We start from the raw sequence: 14,310 nt of genomic DNA, 5'->3' as shown, positions 1-14,310 counted from the left end.
CCGTACGACAGGGTGGCGGACCCGCTCCCCCACTGCGGGTCCGCCGTCCGCCCCGCTTCGTACGGAAGGCCCCCGGGTGTCCGCGCTCAATCGTGTGCTCACTGCCCTGTCCGCCCTGCTCGTCCTGCTCGCGCTGCTGTTGCCGAACACCCTGCACACGCTCACTCCGGACAAGTTCCTGCGGATCCCGGTGGAGGCGGTGGTCGGGGCGGCGTTGCTGCTGGCGCTGCCGGGGCGGTGGCGGCGGGTGGTGGCGGTGCTGGCCGGGCTGGCGCTGGGGGCGCTGACGGTGCTGAACCTGCTGGACATGGGGTTCCACGCGTATCTGGGGCGGGGCTTCAACCTGGTGCTGGACTGGGAGCTGCTGGACGACGCGCAGGCGTACGCCGGGGACACGATGGGCTCGGCGGGTGCGTTCGGGCTGGCGGCCGGGGCGGTCGTGCTGGCGCTGCTGCTGTGCGCGCTGCTGACGCTGGCCACGGTCCGGCTGGGCGAGCTGCTGGCCCGTCATCGCACGGTGGCCGTGCGGTCGACGCTCGCCGCCGCCGTCGTCTGGACGACGACAGCCGCGCTGGGGGTGCAGTTCGCGGGGCTGCCGGTGGCCTCCGACCACGCGTCGGCGCTGGTGCGGATCCAGACGGAGCGGGTGCGGGCCACGCTGCGGGACGAGGCGGCGTTCGCGAAGGAGGCGAGGAACGACGCGTTCGGGGCGACCCCGCCCGGGCGGCTCGTCCCCGATCTGCGCGGCAAGGACGTGATCTTCGCGTTCATCGAGAGCTACGGCCGCAGCGCCATCGAGGACCCGGCGATCCGGCCGGGCGTCCACCGCACCCTGGAGTCGGGCACCGGGGCGCTGGCGAAGGCGGGGTTCCGGGCGAAGAGCGGCTGGCTGACCTCGGCGACGTACGGGGGCAGCAGCTGGCTCGGCCACTCCACGTTCCTGTCCGGGCTGTGGATCGCCAACCAGCAGCGGTATCGCACGGTGACCTCCAGCGACCACCTCACCCTCACCAAGGCGTTCCGCAAGACGGGGGCGTGGCGGACCGTGGGGGTCATGCCGGGGGTGCGGAAGGGCTGGCCGGAGGCGGAGTTCTACGGCCTCGACCATGTCTACGACGCGTTCCGGCTCGGCTACCGGGGGCCCAGGTTCAGCTGGTCGACGATGCCGGACCAGTACGCGCTGGAGGCGTTCCAGCGGCTGGAGCACGGGAAGAAGCGGGACAAGCCGCTGATGGCGGAGGTCATCCTCACCTCCAGCCACCAGCCGTGGGCGCCGCTGCCCGAGCTGGTCGGCTGGGACGAGCTGGGCGACGGGCGGATCTTCGAGGGCATCGAGGCGAAGGGCGAGGACCCGGCGGACGTGGTGGCCAGTTCCGCCCGTTCCAAGGAGGCGTACGGCCGGTCGGTGCAGTACTCGGTCGCCAGCCTCACCCAGTGGCTGCGGCGCTACGGCGGTGAGGACACCGTCCTGGTCTTCCTCGGCGACCACCAGCCGATCGCCCGGGTCAGCGGCGAGGGCGCCAGCCGGGACGTGCCGGTGTCGATCGTCGCCAAGGACCCGGAGGTCCTGGCGAAGATCGACGGCTGGGGCTGGTCGGACGGGCTGGAGCCCGCCCGGGACGCGCCGGTGTGGAAGATGGACGCGTTCCGGGACCGGTTCCTGACGGCGTACGGCTCCACGCCCTCGGGGAAGCGGGACTGATCAGCCGCCGGAGGTGTCCAGCTCGGCGTCCTCGCCGACACCGGCGCAGTCGTAGGGGTCCTTCAGCCAGCCGTCGGGCAGGACGACCCGGTTGTTGCCGGAGGTGCGGCCGCGGGGGCCGTCGGCGCCGGCCGGCCAGGGCTGGTCCAGGTCCAGCTCGTCGAGCCCGGCACGCAGCTCCTCCAGGGAGGAGGTGACGGCGAGCCGCTTGCGCATCTCGGAGCCGACGGCGAAGCCCTTGAGGTACCAGGCGACGTGCTTGCGGAAGTCGACGACGCCCTTGGACTCGTCGCCGATCCACTCGCCGAGCAGCCGGGCGTGCCGGACCATGACGTCGGCGACCTCGCGCAGGGTGGGGCGCGCGATGTCCTCGGGGCGTCCCTCGAAGGCGGCCACCAGGTCGGAGAAGAGCCACGGCCGGCCGAGGCAGCCGCGCCCGACGACGACGCCGTCGCAGCCGGTCTCGCGGACCATGCGGACCGCGTCCTGGGCGGACCAGATGTCGCCGTTGCCGAGCACCGGGATCTCCGGGACGTGTTCCTTCAGCCGGGCGATGGCGTCCCAGTCGGCGGTGCCGCCGTAGTGCTGGGCGGCGGTGCGGCCGTGCAGGGCGATGGCGGTGACGCCCTCCTCGACGGCGATGCGGCCGGCGTCGAGGTAGGTGATGTGGTCGTCGTCGATGCCCTTGCGCATCTTCATGGTGACGGGGAGGTCCCCCGCGCCGTCGACGGCCTCGCGGAGGATGGCGCGGAGCAGGTTGCGCTTGTAGGGCAGGGCGGAGCCGCCGCCCTTGCGGGTGACCTTCGGGACCGGGCAGCCGAAGTTCAGGTCGATGTGGTCGGCGAGGTCCTCCTCCGCGATCATGCGGACGGCCTTGCCGACGGTGACCGGGTCCACGCCGTACAGCTGGATCGAGCGGGGCTGCTCGGTGGGGTCGAAGGTGACCAGCTGCATGGTCTTCTCGTTGCGCTCCACCAGCGCCCGCGTGGTGATCATCTCGCTGACGAACAGGCCCTTGCCGCCGCTGAACTCCCGGCACAGGGTGCGGAAGGGGGCGTTGGTGATCCCGGCCATGGGGGCGAGGACGACGGGCGGCTGAACGGTGTGGGGGCCGATCTGCAGGGGCTGCGCGGGCGGCGGCGTGGGCGTGGACATTCCTCCATTGTGCCGCGCAATGAGCGGGCGAAGTTCTTTAGTTAGGCGCACTATCCAACCCGGCGTACGATGGGGACATGCCCGGGCTCAGCCACCGACGACGCCTCCTCGTGCTCGCCATCTGCTGCATGAGCCTGCTCATCGTCAGCCTCGACAACACCGTGCTGAACGTGGCGCTCCCCTCCATGCAGGACGACCTGCACGCCACCACGTCCGGCCTCCAGTGGACGATCGACGCGTACACCCTGGTGCTGGCCTCGCTGCTGATGCTCGCCGGGTCGACGGCCGACCGGATCGGCCGCAAGCGGGTCTTCATGGCCGGACTGGTGGTCTTCACCATCGGCTCGGCCCTGTGCTCCATGGCTCCCGGCCTGGACGCGCTGATCGCGTTCCGGATGATCCAGGCGGTGGGCGGCTCCATGCTGAACCCGGTCGCCATGTCGATCATCACCAACACCTTCACCGACCCCGGCGAGCGCGCCCGCGCGATCGGTGCCTGGGGCGCGGTGGTCGGCATCTCGATGGCCGCGGGCCCGCTCGTGGGCGGCCTGCTCGTCGAGTCGGTCGGCTGGCGGGCGATCTTCTGGATCAACCTGCCGGTGGGTCTCGCCGCGCTGCTGCTGACCCTGCGGTACGTGCCCGAGTCCCGCGCGGCGAAGGCCCGCCGGGCCGACCCGGTCGGACAGACGCTGGTCATCCTGCTGTTCGGCGGACTGACGTACGCGATCATCGAGGCACCCGCGGCCGGGTTCGCGGCCGTACTGCCCTTCGCGCTGGTGGCCGGGGCCGCGCTGACCGGGCTGCTGGTGTACGAGCCGCGGCGCGCCGACCCGCTGATCGACCTGCGGTTCTTCCGGTCGGCGCCGTTCAGCGGGGCCACGGTGATCGCGGTCGCGGCGTTCGCCGCGCTGGGCGGCTTCCTGTTCCTGTCCACGCTGTACCTGCAGAACGTGCGCGGCCTGGACGCGCTGCACGCCGGACTGTGGATGCTGCCGATGGCCGTACCGACGTTCCTCTGCGCGCTCCTGTCCGGACGTCTCGTGGGCAGCAGGGGACCACGGCTGCCGCTGCTGATCGCGGGCGTCGCGATGACGGCGAGCGCGCTGCTGTTCGCGGTGTTCGAGGCGGAGACGTCCAACGCGGGGCTCCTCACCGGATACGCGCTGTTCGGCGTGGGTTTCGGCTTCGTGAACGCGCCGATCACCAACACGGCGGTGTCGGGGATGCCGCGGGCGCAGGCGGGCGTCGCCGCCGCCGTCGCCTCCACCAGCCGGCAACTGGGGCAGACGCTGGGTGTCGCGGTGGTGGGCGCCGTCCTGGCGGCGGGCGTGGGCACGTCGGCGTACCGGGACGTGTTCGTGTCGGCCGCCCTGCCCGGGTGGTGGGTCCTCGCGGGGTGCGGGGTGGTGGTGCTGGTGGCCGGCGCCCTGTCGAGCGGCCGGTGGGCGCGCCGGACGGCGGAACGGACCGCCGAGCGGCTGGAGGCGGCGCAGGCGCGTGAGGCGGCGCCGACGCCCTGAGCGTGATCACCGGCGCCACCCCGCTGGCGCTGGCGTTCGGCCCGGCGGGGATCGCTTACGGCGTGTGGATCGAGGGCAGCGGCGCGGACACCCGCTGCTGCCGCAGAACCTGTCGAGGAACGCCGTGATGTGCACCGTCGGCCTGGGCGTCGCCGGGCTGGTCCGGGCGTCCACGCAGCTGGCCCGGGCGTACGGCACGGGCCGGGGCGGGCAGGACGCGGACGAGCCGGGCGACCGCCCCGAGGTCGTCATCGACACCGGGGAACCACTGGACGACCTGCCGCGGGGGGTGGTCGCGAGCCGCCTGGACAAGGCTGCGGGCGGCGAGCGTGCGTACCCCTACCGGTACGAGGGTTTCCGGCTGCTCCTGGCCTCGGGCGGGCGGCTGTTCCTGGTGACGCCCGGCCGGCGGCCCGGCCGGGACCGGACGATCGTGCTGCCCTGCAAGGACGTCCGAGTCCGGCTCGTCGCGCAGTCCCAGGGGACCGCGAAGCGGCGTCCGCCCCGGCGACCGGCACCCCTAGGGGCGCGGGGAACGGCGCACCCGACCACGACGCCGCCGCACCCGCAGGACACCAGAACCCCCGCAAGGGGCGCGGGGAACGGCGCGACCGACCACAATGCCGCCGCACCCGCAAGACCCCGGTACTAGGCGCCCCTCAGCCCCCGCACCACCAGGTCCACCACCGCCTCGTACTCCGCCTCGACGCCGGGGGCTTCCCACTCGTCGGCATAGCACGGGTCGTGGAAGCGGCCGGTGGCCTGGAAGACCGCGCGGGCGGTGACGGCCGGGTCGGTGGCGGTGAAGGTGCCCGCGTCGAGGCCGGCGCGGACGATGTCCGTCAGCTGGGACGTGAGGTCGGCGATGTGCTCGGGGACCGCCTCGCCGCTCTCGCGGGTCAGGACCATGTAGGTGGCGAACAGCTCCGGGTCGTGGCCCGCCTTGCGGCGCTTGGCGTCGAACAGGGCCCGCAGCCAGGCGCGCAGCCGCTGCTCCGGGTCGCGCTCCTGCTCGGCGACGATGCCGGCCAGCTCCTGCGACGTGCGGTCCAGCCAGCGCTTCGTCACGGCCTCGCGCAGGGCCGCCTTGGTGCGGAAGTGCCGGTAGACGCTGCCGTGGCTGACGCCGAGCGCGCGGGCCACGTCGACCACGGTGGCCTTGGCCGGGCCGTGGCGGCGCAGCACCTCCTCGGTCGCTTCGAGGATGCGCTCGGCGGTCAGGGTCTCGCTGGGGGCCATGGCCTAGACGGTACCCGGCGGGCGGATCACCGCTCGCTGTCGAGGTGGGCCATCTGCGACTCCGGGTAGCGCGCGCCGGCCGCCGCGTCCGCCGGGACGGCCTCCTCGATCGCCGCGAGGTCGGCCGCGTCCAGGGTCACGTCCAGCGCGCCCAGCGCCTCCGTCAGCCGGTCCCGGCGGCGGGCGCCGATCAGCGGCACGATGTCCTCGCCCTGCGCGAGCACCCAGGCGATCGCGATCTGCGCGACGGTCACGCCCTTCTGCTCGGCGATCTTCCGCAGTGCCTCGACGAGCCGCAGGTTGTGCTGGAGGTTCTCGCCCTGGAAGCGGGGCGAGAGGGCGCGGAAGTCGCCCGCGGCGAGCTGCCGGTCCGCGGTGAAGTGGCCGGAGATCAGGCCGCGGGAGAGGACTCCGTAGGCGGTGATGCCGATGCCCAGTTCGCGGACGGTCGGCAGGATCTCCTCCTCGATGCCGCGGGTGATCAGGGCGTACTCGATCTGGAGGTCCGCGATCGGCGCGGTCGCGGCGGCTCTGCGGACGGTGTCGGCGCCGACCTCGCTGAGGCCGATGTGCCGGACGTACCCCTGTTCGACCAGTTCGGCGATGGCGCCGACGGTCTCCTCGATGGGGACGGCCGGGTCGAGGCGGGCGAGCCGGTACACGTCGATGTGGTCGACGCCGAGGCGCTGGAGCGAGTACGCGGCGAAGTTCTTCACGGCCTCCGGCCGGCCGTCGATGCCCAGCCAGCTGCCGTCGGGGCCGCGCAGCGCGCCGAACTTCACGCTGACCAGCGCCTGTTCGCGGCGGGCTGCGGGGGCGGTGCGCAGGGCTTCGGCGAGGAGCAGTTCGTTGTGGCCCATGCCGTAGAAGTCGCCGGTGTCGAGCAGGGTGACGCCGGCTTCGAGGGCCGCGTGGACGGTGGCGACGGACTCGGCGCGGTCGGCGTCGCCGTACAGCGCGGACATGCCCATGCAGCCGAGGGCGAGGGCGGAGACCTGGGGGCCGGTGGTTCCGAGGGGGCGGGTCTGGATCGTCGTCATGCCTCCACCCTCGCATGACAGCTGACAGATTTCAATATCTGTCAGCTGTCACTTGTCAGGTGGCTTTCGCGGTCCGTCACCTGTCGGCCGTCACCAACGTCGCCCCCAGCGCCACGAAGGACCCCGCGAAGCCGCGTCGCAGCCAGGCCATGACGCGCGGGCGGGAGACGACCTGGCTGCGGACCGAGGCGGCGAGGACGCCGTACAGGGCGAAGACGACGAAGGTCGCCAGCATGAAGACACCGCTCAGCAGCAGCATCCGGGTGAGCACGTGCGGCTCGCCCGGGTCCACGAACTGCGGCAGGAAGGCGAAGAAGAAGATGGTCAGCTTCGGGTTGAGGAGGTTGATCAGCACGCCCCGGACGATCATCCGGCCCGCCGGGACGGGGGCCGCACCGCCGTCGACGCTGATCGCGTCCTTGTCCCGCAGGGTGGCCCAGGCCATGTAGAGGAGGTAGGCGACCCCGGCGTACTTGAGGACCTGGAAGGCGGTGGCGCTGGTGTGCAGCAGGGCCGCCGCGCCGGTGAGGGTGGCCAGGATGTGCGGCACGATGCCGAGGGTGGAGCCGAAGGCGGCGACGACGCTCGCCCGGCGGCCCTGGGAGAGTCCGGCGGCGAGGGTGTAGACGACCCCGGTGCCGGGGGTCGCGACGACGATCAGGGTGGTGAGGAGGAAGGCGATGCTCATGGGCACCACCCTGGACGCGCGAAGGCCCCCGATACAGGACCGGTCAGGGTCCCGTATCGGGGGCCAATCGGGTGGCGCGGAGGTCAGCAGCCGATCAGGCGGCCGGCCAGGTAGCCCTCGATCTGGTCGAGGGAGACGCGCTCCTGCTTCATCGTGTCGCGCTCGCGGACGGTGACCGCGTTGTCCTCGAGGGTGTCGAAGTCGACGGTGACGCAGTACGGCGTGCCGATCTCGTCCTGGCGACGGTAACGGCGGCCGATGGCGCCGGCGTCGTCGAACTCGATGTTCCAGTGCTGGCGCAGCGCCTGGGCGAGGCCCTTGGCCTTCGGGGACAGCTCCGGGTTGCGGGACAGCGGGAGCACCGCGACCTTCACCGGGGCCAGGCGGTGGTCCAGGCGCAGCACCGTGCGCTTCTCCATCTTGCCCTTGGCGTTGGGCGCCTCGTCCTCGATGTAGGCGTCGAGGAGGAAGGCCAGCATGGTGCGGCCGACACCGGCCGCGGGCTCGATGACGTACGGCGTCCAGCGCTCGCCGGCCTCCTGGTCGAAGTAGGAGAGGTCCTGGCCGGAGGCCTTGGAGTGGGCGCCGAGGTCGTAGTCGGTGCGGTTGGCGACACCCTCCAGCTCGCCCCACTCGCTGCCGCCGAACTGGAAGCGGTACTCGATGTCGGCGGTGCGCTTGGAGTAGTGGGAGAGCTTCTCCTTCGGGTGCTCGTACCACCGCATGTTCTCTTCACGCAGGCCGAGACCGGTGTACCAGTTCCAGCGCTGCTCCATCCAGTACTCCTGCCACTGCTCGTCCTCGCCCGGCTTGACGAAGAACTCCATCTCCATCTGCTCGAACTCGCGGGTGCGGAAGATGAAGTTGCCGGGCGTGATCTCGTTGCGGAAGGACTTGCCCATCTGGGCGATGCCGAACGGCGGCTTGCGGCGCGAAGTGGTCTGCACCTGGGCGAAGTTGGTGAAGATGCCCTGGGCGGTCTCGGGACGCAGGTAGGCGATGGAGCCGGAGTCCTGGGTCGGGCCGAGGTGGGTGGAGAGCAGACCGGAGAACTGCTTGGGCTCGGTGAACTGGCCCTTGGTGCCGCAGTTGGGGCAGTTGATGTCGGCCAGGCCGTTCTCGGGGGCGCGGCCCTTCTTCTCCTCGTACGCCTCTTCCAGGTGGTCCGCGCGGAACCGCTTGTGGCAGGAGGTGCACTCGGTGAGCGGGTCGGTGAAGGTGGCGACGTGGCCGGAGGCGACCCAGACCTCGGGGGCGAGGATCACGGACGAGTCGATACCGACGACGTCCTCGCGCGACGTCACCATGTAGCGCCACCACTGGCGCTTGATGTTCTCCTTGAGCTCGACACCCAGCGGCCCGTAGTCCCAGGCGGCGCGCTGACCGCCGTAGATCTCACTGCACGGGAAAACAAAGCCACGGCGCTTGCTCAGGCTGACGATGGTGTCGATCTTGTCGGCGGCCACGGTGCTCTCTTCATTACGACGACGGGCGACGAAGCGAGGTGCTTCCAGCGAATGCTTCAGGTTACCGGCGCGGACTCCCCCTGAACCAAATCGGGATGCCCCCTGTCCCGAATGAGGACTTTGTTGACAACCGTTTCCACTTTTGTTGAAAATGACTCTCATGAACGTACGACGACACCTCATACCCACCGCAGCGGTGACCGCCCTCGGTCTCGCTGCCCTGACCGCCTGCTCCAGCGACTCCGCCGACGCGGGCAACACGGACAAGTTCGATGTCGTCGCGTCGTTCTACCCGATGCAGTTCCTCGCCGAGCAGATCGGCGGGGACCACGTGAACGTCACCACCCTCACCGAGCCCGGTCAGGAACCGCACGACCTGGAGCTCAGCACCAAGCAGACCGCCGAGCTGCAGGAAGCCGACGCGGTCCTCTACCTGAAGTCCCTCCAGCCCGCCGTCGACGAGGCCGTCGCCCAGGCCGGCGCGAAGACCAAGATCGACGCCGCGTCCCTCACCGAGCTGGAGGACCACGGCAGCGTCGAGCACGACCACGGCCACGAGGGCGAGGAGCACGCCGAGGAGCCCTCGGAGGAAGAGGAGCACGCCCTCGACCCCCACGTCTGGCTCGACCCGGTGAAGTACGCCGAGGTCGCCAAGGGCGTCGGCGCCGCCTTCGAGAAGGCCGACCCGGACCACGCCGCCGACTACAAGAAGAACACGGACGCGCTGGTCGGCAAGCTGAACGACCTCGACACGCGGATCGCGGACGGGCTGAAGAACACCACGACCAAGGTCTTCTTCACCAACCACGCCTCGTTCGGCTACTTCGCCGAGCGCTACGGCCTCACCCAGGAGGCCATCAGCGGCCTCGACCCGGAGTCCGAGCCGAGCCCCGCCCGGATCAAGGAACTCCAGGAGGAGGCCAAGGCCGACGGCGTGACCACCGTGTTCTACGAGACACTGGTGAGCGACAAGACCGCGAAGACGCTCGCGAAGGACGCCGGCCTGAAGACCGACGTGCTCGACCCGCTCGAGGGCATCACCGACAAGTCCGGGGGCGACGACTACTTCCAGGTCATGGAGTCCAACCTCAGCGCGCTGAGGACGGCCCTCGGCGCCAAGTGATCGTTACGGAGGCCCCATTGTGAGCGAGCCCGTCATATCCCTGCGCGGCGTACGCGCCGAGCTGGGCTCGCGCCCCGTCCTGCGCGGTATCGACCTCACCGTGTCCCGCGGTGAGGTCGTCGCGCTGCTCGGCGCGAACGGCTCCGGCAAGTCCACGGCCGTGCGCAGCATCATCGGCCAGGTGCCGGTCAGCACCGGCGAGATCGAGCTGTTCGGCACCCCCCGCCGGCGGTTCCGCGACTGGGCGCGCGTCGGCTACGTCCCACAGCGCACCACCGCCGCGGGCGGCGTCCCGGCGACGGTCGACGAGGTGGTCTCCTCCGGCCGCCTGTCCCGCACCCGCTTCGGGGTCTTCCGCAAGAGCGACCGCGAGGCCGTCCGCCGCGCCCTGGACCTGGTCGGCATGGCGGACCGGGCCGGGGACTCCGTGGGCGCGCTCTCCGGCGGCCAGCACCAGCGGGTGCTGATCGCCCGCGCGCTCGCCGCCGACCCCGAGCTGCTGATCATGGACGAGCCGATGGCGGGCGTCGACCTGGCCAGCCAGGAAGTGCTCGCCTCCACCCTGCGCGAGCAGGTCGCCCAGGGCGCGACCGTGCTGCTCGTGCTGCACGAGCTGGGCCCGCTGGAGCCCCTGATCGACCGGGCGGTGGTGCTGCGCGACGGCTGTGTGCTGCACGACGGCCCGCCCCCGAAGGCGGTCGGCCAGCACGCGCTGCCCGGCCACGACCACGTCCACCCGCACGCGGCTCACGACGCCGAACCGATCCGGACGGGACTGCTGAGCTGATGGAATTCCTGAACTACGACTTCATGCAGCGGGCGCTGCTCGCCGCCGTCCTGGTCGGCATCACCGCGCCCGCGGTCGGCATCTACCTGGTGCAGCGCCGCCAGGCGCTGATGGGCGACGGCATCGGCCACGTCGCCATGACCGGCGTCGGCCTCGGCTTCCTGCTCTCCTGGTCGCCGGTGTGGATGGCCACGCTCGTCTCCGTCCTCGGCGCGGTCCTGATGGAGCTGATCCGCTGGTACGGCAAGACCCGCGGCGACATCGCGCTCGCGATGCTGTTCTACGGCGGCATGGCCGGCGGTGTGATGTTCATCAACCTCGCGCCGACGGGTTCCAACGCCAACCTGACCTCGTACCTCTTCGGCTCCCTGTCGACGGTCTCCGAGTCGGACGTCACCGCGATCTGCGTGCTGGCGGCCTTCGTGATGCTGGTCACCCTCGGGCTGCGCCGCCAGTTGTTCGCGGTCAGCCAGGACGAGGAGTTCGCGCGGGTGACGGGCCTGCCGGTGCGGGCGCTGAACCTGCTGACGGCGATCACCGCGGCCGTGACGGTCACGGTCGCGATGCGCGTGGTCGGCCTGCTGCTGGTGTCCGCGCTGATGGTGGTGCCGGTGGCCGCCGCCCAGCAGCTCAGCCGCAGCTTCGCCGCCACCTTCGCGATCGCGGTGGCCATCGGGGTGGCCGTGACCCTCGGCGGCACGGTGACCTCGTACTACCAGGACGTGCCGCCCGGGGCGACGATCGTGCTGCTGACCATCGGCGCGTTCGTGGTGCTGACCGGGCTGGCGGCTCCGCTGGCCCGGCGCAGGGCCCGGGCGGCGGCTGCCGCGCGGCCGCCCGCGGACCCGGCGGAGTGCACCATTCCGGCCAGTCGTCCGACCGGGGACCAGATCGGCGTCTGACCGCTGCGGTCCGGGCTGGCACAATGGCCCGGACCGCAGCAGGACGTGAGGAGGCAACGGTGACGACCGCTGGACCGCCCGTGAAGGGCCGCGCCACCCGGCAGCGTGCCGCCGTGGCGGCAGCCCTCGACGAAGTCGACGAGTTCCGCAGCGCGCAGGACCTGCACGACATGCTCAAGCACAAGGGCGACTCCGTCGGGCTCACCACGGTCTACCGCACCCTCCAGTCCCTCGCCGAGGCCGGTGAGGTGGATGTGCTGCGCACCTCCGACGGCGAGGCCGTCTACCGCCGGTGCTCCACCGGCGAGCACCACCACCACCTGGTCTGCCGCGTCTGCGGCAAGGCGGTCGAGGTGGAGGGCCCGGCGGTGGAGAAGTGGGCGGACGCGATCGCCGCCGAGCACGGCTACGTGAACGTGGCGCACACGGTGGAGATCTTCGGTACCTGCGCGGACTGCGCACGGGCGGCCACCGAGGACTGAGCCCGCCTCGGACTCGGGCTGAGCCCTTTCAGACGCGGGTCAGATGGCGGTCCAGGACCGCCCGCAGCCGGTCGGCGCCGTCCAGACCCTGAACGCCCCGCTTGGGCAGCATCGTGACCCCGAGGGCCTTGCTGTCGCTGCTGAGCAGGACGAACACGTCGGGGGTCTCCGCGTACCGCGGCATGCCCGCCCAGCTGATCGTCTGCGTGCCGGTGTCGGTGGCCAGGCTCACCCCGGTGTCCGACACCACGGAAGGTGCCCTGCCGTTCGGCGAAGCGGTGCACCTGGCGGGCCTGGAGCCAGGGCGTGGCCGCCGTCAGCAGGGCCGCGAAGAGCAGCCAGGGGACGGATCCGAGCGACTCACCCGGCCCGGCGATCACCAGCGCCGCCTGGAGCGCGGCGAGCACGGCCAGGGCGCCGGGCAGCCACCGCAGCATCCGTCCCGACCGGGTGGCGCGCAGCCGCGCCCGCAGTGCCTGGGTGATGTCCCCCACCGTCGGCTCGTACACCAGCTCGACCGTCTGTTGTTCCGGCGCGGCGCCCCGCCCCATGTTCATGATCATGAGGCGGGATCGTACCGGCCGTGATCAGTCCTGCTGCCTGCCCTCCATGGCCAGCAGCTCCTCGTTCGGGACGGCGCCGCCGAACCGGCGGTCGCGGGAGGCGAACTCGAGGCAGGCGCGCCACAGGTCACGGCGGTCGAAGTCGGGCCACAGCACGTCCTGGAAGACCATCTCGGCGTACGCGCTCTGCCAGAGCAGGTAGTTGGAGGTGCGCTGTTCGCCGCTCGGGCGCAGGAACAGGTCCACGTCCGGCATGTCCGGGTAGTACAGGTACTTCTGGAGCGTCTTCTCGGTGACCTTGGCCGGGTCCAGCCGGCCCGCCCTCACGTCCTCCGCGAGCGCCTTCGCCGCGTCGGCGATCTCCGCCCGGCCGCCGTAGTTCATGCAGAAGTACAGGGTGAGCCGGTCGTTGTCCTTGGTCTGCTCCTGGGCGATCTGGAGTTCCTTGGCGACCGACTTCCACAGCTTGGGCATCCGCCCCACCCAGCGCACCCGGATGCCCAGCTCGTCCAGCTGGTCGCGGGTCCTGCGGATGAAGTCCCGGTTGAAGTTCATCAGGAAGCGCACCTCGTCGGGCGAGCGCTTCCAGTTCTCGGTGGAGAAGGCGTACAGCGAGATCGCGCCGACGCCCATCTCGATCCCGCCCTGGAGCACGTCCAGCACCCGCTCGGCGCCGACCTTGTGCCCCTCGGTGCGGGGCAGCCCGCGCTCCTTGGCCCAGCGGCCGTTGCCGTCCATGACGATCGCCACATGGTTCGGCACCAGCTCGCCGGGGAGCCTCGGCGGCCGCGCGCCGGACGGGTGCGGCTCCGGCGTCCTGTACTCGCGGCGCTGGCGCCCCAGGAACCCGCGTACGACCATGTGCTTCTCGTCTCCCTAGTTCTTCTTCGCCGTGCTTGTTTCTCGTCGGGTCACTTCTCGACGTATCTGAGCGAGCGCAGTCCGCGCTCCAGATGCCAGTGCAGATAGGCGGACACCAGTCCGCTGCCCTCCCGCACGTACCGCGGCTCGCAGGCGTCCGCGGTCTCCCAGTCTCCCGTGAGCAGCGCGGCGAGCAGTTCCAGGGTCCGCGGCGAGGGTACGACACTGCCGGGCACCCGGCAGTCCACGCAGACCGTGCCGCCGGACGCCACCGAGAAGAACCGGTTGGGGCCGGGCATCCCGCACTTCACACAGTCGCTGAAGCTGGGGGCGTACCCGTTGACGGCGAGGGAGCGCAGCAGGAACGCGTCCAGCACGAGGTGCGGCGCGTGCTCGCCGCGGGCGAGCGTGCGCAGGGCGCCGACCAGCAGCAGGTACTGCTGCACCGCCGGCTCCCCCTCGTGGTCGGTGAACCGCTCGGCGGTCTCCAGCATGGCCGTCCCGGCCGTGTAGCGCGCGTAGTCCGTGACGATCGTGGCTCCGTACGCGGCGATGGTCTCGCTCTGCGTGCACAGCGGCAGGCCCCGGCCCACCAGCTCGCTCCCCCGGGCGAAGAACTGCACGTCGACGTGGGAGAACGGTTCGAGGCGCGCGCCGAACTTGGACTTCGTCCGGCGCACGCCTCTCGCCACGGCGCGTACCCGGCCGTGACCGCGGGTGAGCAGCGTGATGATCCGGTCCGCCTCACCCAGCTTCTGGGTGCGCAGCACGATGCCGTCGTC

At 71.5% G+C, this 14,310-nt stretch carries 15 protein-coding genes; 7 read left to right on the top strand and 8 right to left on the bottom strand.

From position 1 onward, the window contains the following. The first annotated feature begins 94 nt into the window (after nt 1-94). Nucleotides 95-1,702 carry an alkaline phosphatase family protein gene (locus CCN42_RS05955; protein WP_086733488.1) on the top strand — a complete coding sequence of 536 codons (1,608 nt, stop codon included), beginning with the start codon at nt 95-97 and terminating at the stop codon, nt 1,700-1,702. On the opposite strand, the gene dusB is transcribed toward CCN42_RS05955, so the two are convergent. Continuing rightward, nucleotides 1,703-2,857: a tRNA dihydrouridine synthase DusB gene (gene dusB / locus CCN42_RS05950; protein WP_086733485.1), complete on the bottom strand. Its 1,155-nt coding sequence runs from the start codon at nt 2,855-2,857 to the stop codon at nt 1,703-1,705. 77 nt (nt 2,858-2,934) lie between these two features. On the opposite strand from dusB, the gene CCN42_RS05945 reads away from it, so the two are divergent. After that, nucleotides 2,935-4,377: an MFS transporter gene (locus CCN42_RS05945; protein WP_086733483.1), complete on the top strand. Its 1,443-nt coding sequence runs from the start codon at nt 2,935-2,937 to the stop codon at nt 4,375-4,377. A gap of 64 nt (nt 4,378-4,441) precedes the next feature. Continuing rightward, nucleotides 4,442-5,029, top strand: coding sequence for a hypothetical protein (locus CCN42_RS42485; RefSeq protein WP_158102067.1), 588 nt, complete (start codon nt 4,442-4,444; stop codon nt 5,027-5,029). Here CCN42_RS42485 and CCN42_RS05935 read toward each other — a convergent pair. The 4 genes from CCN42_RS05935 to CCN42_RS05920 all read right to left on the bottom strand — a co-directional run bounded on the left by CCN42_RS05935 (nt 5,026) and on the right by CCN42_RS05920 (nt 8,810). Next, nucleotides 5,026-5,616: a TetR/AcrR family transcriptional regulator gene (locus CCN42_RS05935; RefSeq protein ID WP_086167382.1), complete on the bottom strand. Its 591-nt coding sequence runs from the start codon at nt 5,614-5,616 to the stop codon at nt 5,026-5,028. The two genes, CCN42_RS42485 and CCN42_RS05935, sit on opposite strands and share 4 nt — an antisense overlap. Before the next feature lie 26 nt (nt 5,617-5,642). Further along, nucleotides 5,643-6,656, bottom strand: a complete 1,014-nt coding sequence (locus CCN42_RS05930; RefSeq protein WP_086733479.1) for an aldo/keto reductase — start codon at nt 6,654-6,656, stop codon at nt 5,643-5,645. A 76-nt stretch (nt 6,657-6,732) separates the two neighbouring features. Then, on the bottom strand, nt 6,733-7,344 hold the full coding sequence (locus CCN42_RS05925) for a LysE family translocator (protein WP_086733477.1): 612 nt from the start codon (nt 7,342-7,344) through the stop codon (nt 6,733-6,735). Between the two features lie 83 nt (nt 7,345-7,427). Continuing rightward, nucleotides 7,428-8,810, bottom strand: coding sequence for a glycine--tRNA ligase (locus CCN42_RS05920; protein WP_086167379.1), 1,383 nt, complete (start codon nt 8,808-8,810; stop codon nt 7,428-7,430). Nucleotides 8,811-8,970: 160 nt separating this feature from the next. Here CCN42_RS05920 and CCN42_RS05915 point away from each other — a divergent pair, with 160 nt between their 5' ends. From CCN42_RS05915 to CCN42_RS05900, 4 genes are read left to right on the top strand one after another with little or no spacing between them, the layout of a single operon-like run. Then, nucleotides 8,971-9,933 (top strand): zinc ABC transporter substrate-binding protein, encoded by a 963-nt coding sequence (locus tag CCN42_RS05915; RefSeq protein WP_086733475.1) that lies wholly within the window; start codon nt 8,971-8,973, stop codon nt 9,931-9,933. 16 nt (nt 9,934-9,949) lie between these two features. Then, nucleotides 9,950-10,720: a metal ABC transporter ATP-binding protein gene (locus CCN42_RS05910; protein WP_086733473.1), complete on the top strand. Its 771-nt coding sequence runs from the start codon at nt 9,950-9,952 to the stop codon at nt 10,718-10,720. Beyond that, nucleotides 10,720-11,622, top strand: coding sequence for a metal ABC transporter permease (locus tag CCN42_RS05905; protein WP_086733471.1), 903 nt, complete (start codon nt 10,720-10,722; stop codon nt 11,620-11,622). Before CCN42_RS05910 ends, CCN42_RS05905 begins: the two co-directional genes overlap by 1 nt. Before the next feature lie 59 nt (nt 11,623-11,681). Beyond that, nucleotides 11,682-12,104, top strand: a complete 423-nt coding sequence (locus CCN42_RS05900; RefSeq protein WP_043500729.1) for a Fur family transcriptional regulator — start codon at nt 11,682-11,684, stop codon at nt 12,102-12,104. A gap of 28 nt (nt 12,105-12,132) precedes the next feature. Here the strand turns inward: CCN42_RS05900 and CCN42_RS05895 are convergent, their stop codons facing one another. The 3 genes from CCN42_RS05895 to recO form a co-directional block, all read right to left on the bottom strand. Next, entirely contained in the window at nt 12,133-12,354 is a 222-nt protein-coding gene (locus CCN42_RS05895; protein WP_086733469.1) for a YcxB family protein, read from the bottom strand. A 337-nt stretch (nt 12,355-12,691) separates the two neighbouring features. Next, nucleotides 12,692-13,528 carry an isoprenyl transferase gene (locus CCN42_RS05890; protein ID WP_086733467.1) on the bottom strand — a complete coding sequence of 279 codons (837 nt, stop codon included), beginning with the start codon at nt 13,526-13,528 and terminating at the stop codon, nt 12,692-12,694. A 50-nt stretch (nt 13,529-13,578) separates the two neighbouring features. Continuing rightward, the coding region (gene recO, locus CCN42_RS05885; RefSeq protein WP_086733487.1) for a DNA repair protein RecO at nt 13,579-14,310 on the bottom strand (732 nt) is incomplete at its 5' end.

Source organism: Streptomyces glaucescens (assembly GCF_002154375.1).
GTDB classification, from domain to species: domain Bacteria; phylum Actinomycetota; class Actinomycetes; order Streptomycetales; family Streptomycetaceae; genus Streptomyces; species Streptomyces glaucescens.
The sequence above is the reverse complement of the archived record's forward strand: the minus strand, read 5'-3'. Positions and strand labels throughout refer to the sequence as shown.

What these genes read in the sequence shown, in the direction of transcription:
- dusB (WP_086733485.1), bottom strand. Translation starts at nt 2,857, where the DNA reads ATGTCCACGCCCACGCCGCCGCCCGCGCAGCCCCTGCAGATCGGCCCC.
- CCN42_RS05945 (WP_086733483.1), top strand. Translation starts at nt 2,935, where the DNA reads ATGCCCGGGCTCAGCCACCGACGACGCCTCCTCGTGCTCGCCATCTGC.
- CCN42_RS05935 (WP_086167382.1), bottom strand. Translation starts at nt 5,616, where the DNA reads ATGGCCCCCAGCGAGACCCTGACCGCCGAGCGCATCCTCGAAGCGACC.
- CCN42_RS05930 (WP_086733479.1), bottom strand. Translation starts at nt 6,656, where the DNA reads ATGACGACGATCCAGACCCGCCCCCTCGGAACCACCGGCCCCCAGGTC.
- CCN42_RS05925 (WP_086733477.1), bottom strand. Translation starts at nt 7,344, where the DNA reads ATGAGCATCGCCTTCCTCCTCACCACCCTGATCGTCGTCGCGACCCCC.
- CCN42_RS05915 (WP_086733475.1), top strand. Translation starts at nt 8,971, where the DNA reads ATGAACGTACGACGACACCTCATACCCACCGCAGCGGTGACCGCCCTC.
- CCN42_RS05905 (WP_086733471.1), top strand. Translation starts at nt 10,720, where the DNA reads ATGGAATTCCTGAACTACGACTTCATGCAGCGGGCGCTGCTCGCCGCC.
- CCN42_RS05890 (WP_086733467.1), bottom strand. Translation starts at nt 13,528, where the DNA reads ATGGTCGTACGCGGGTTCCTGGGGCGCCAGCGCCGCGAGTACAGGACG.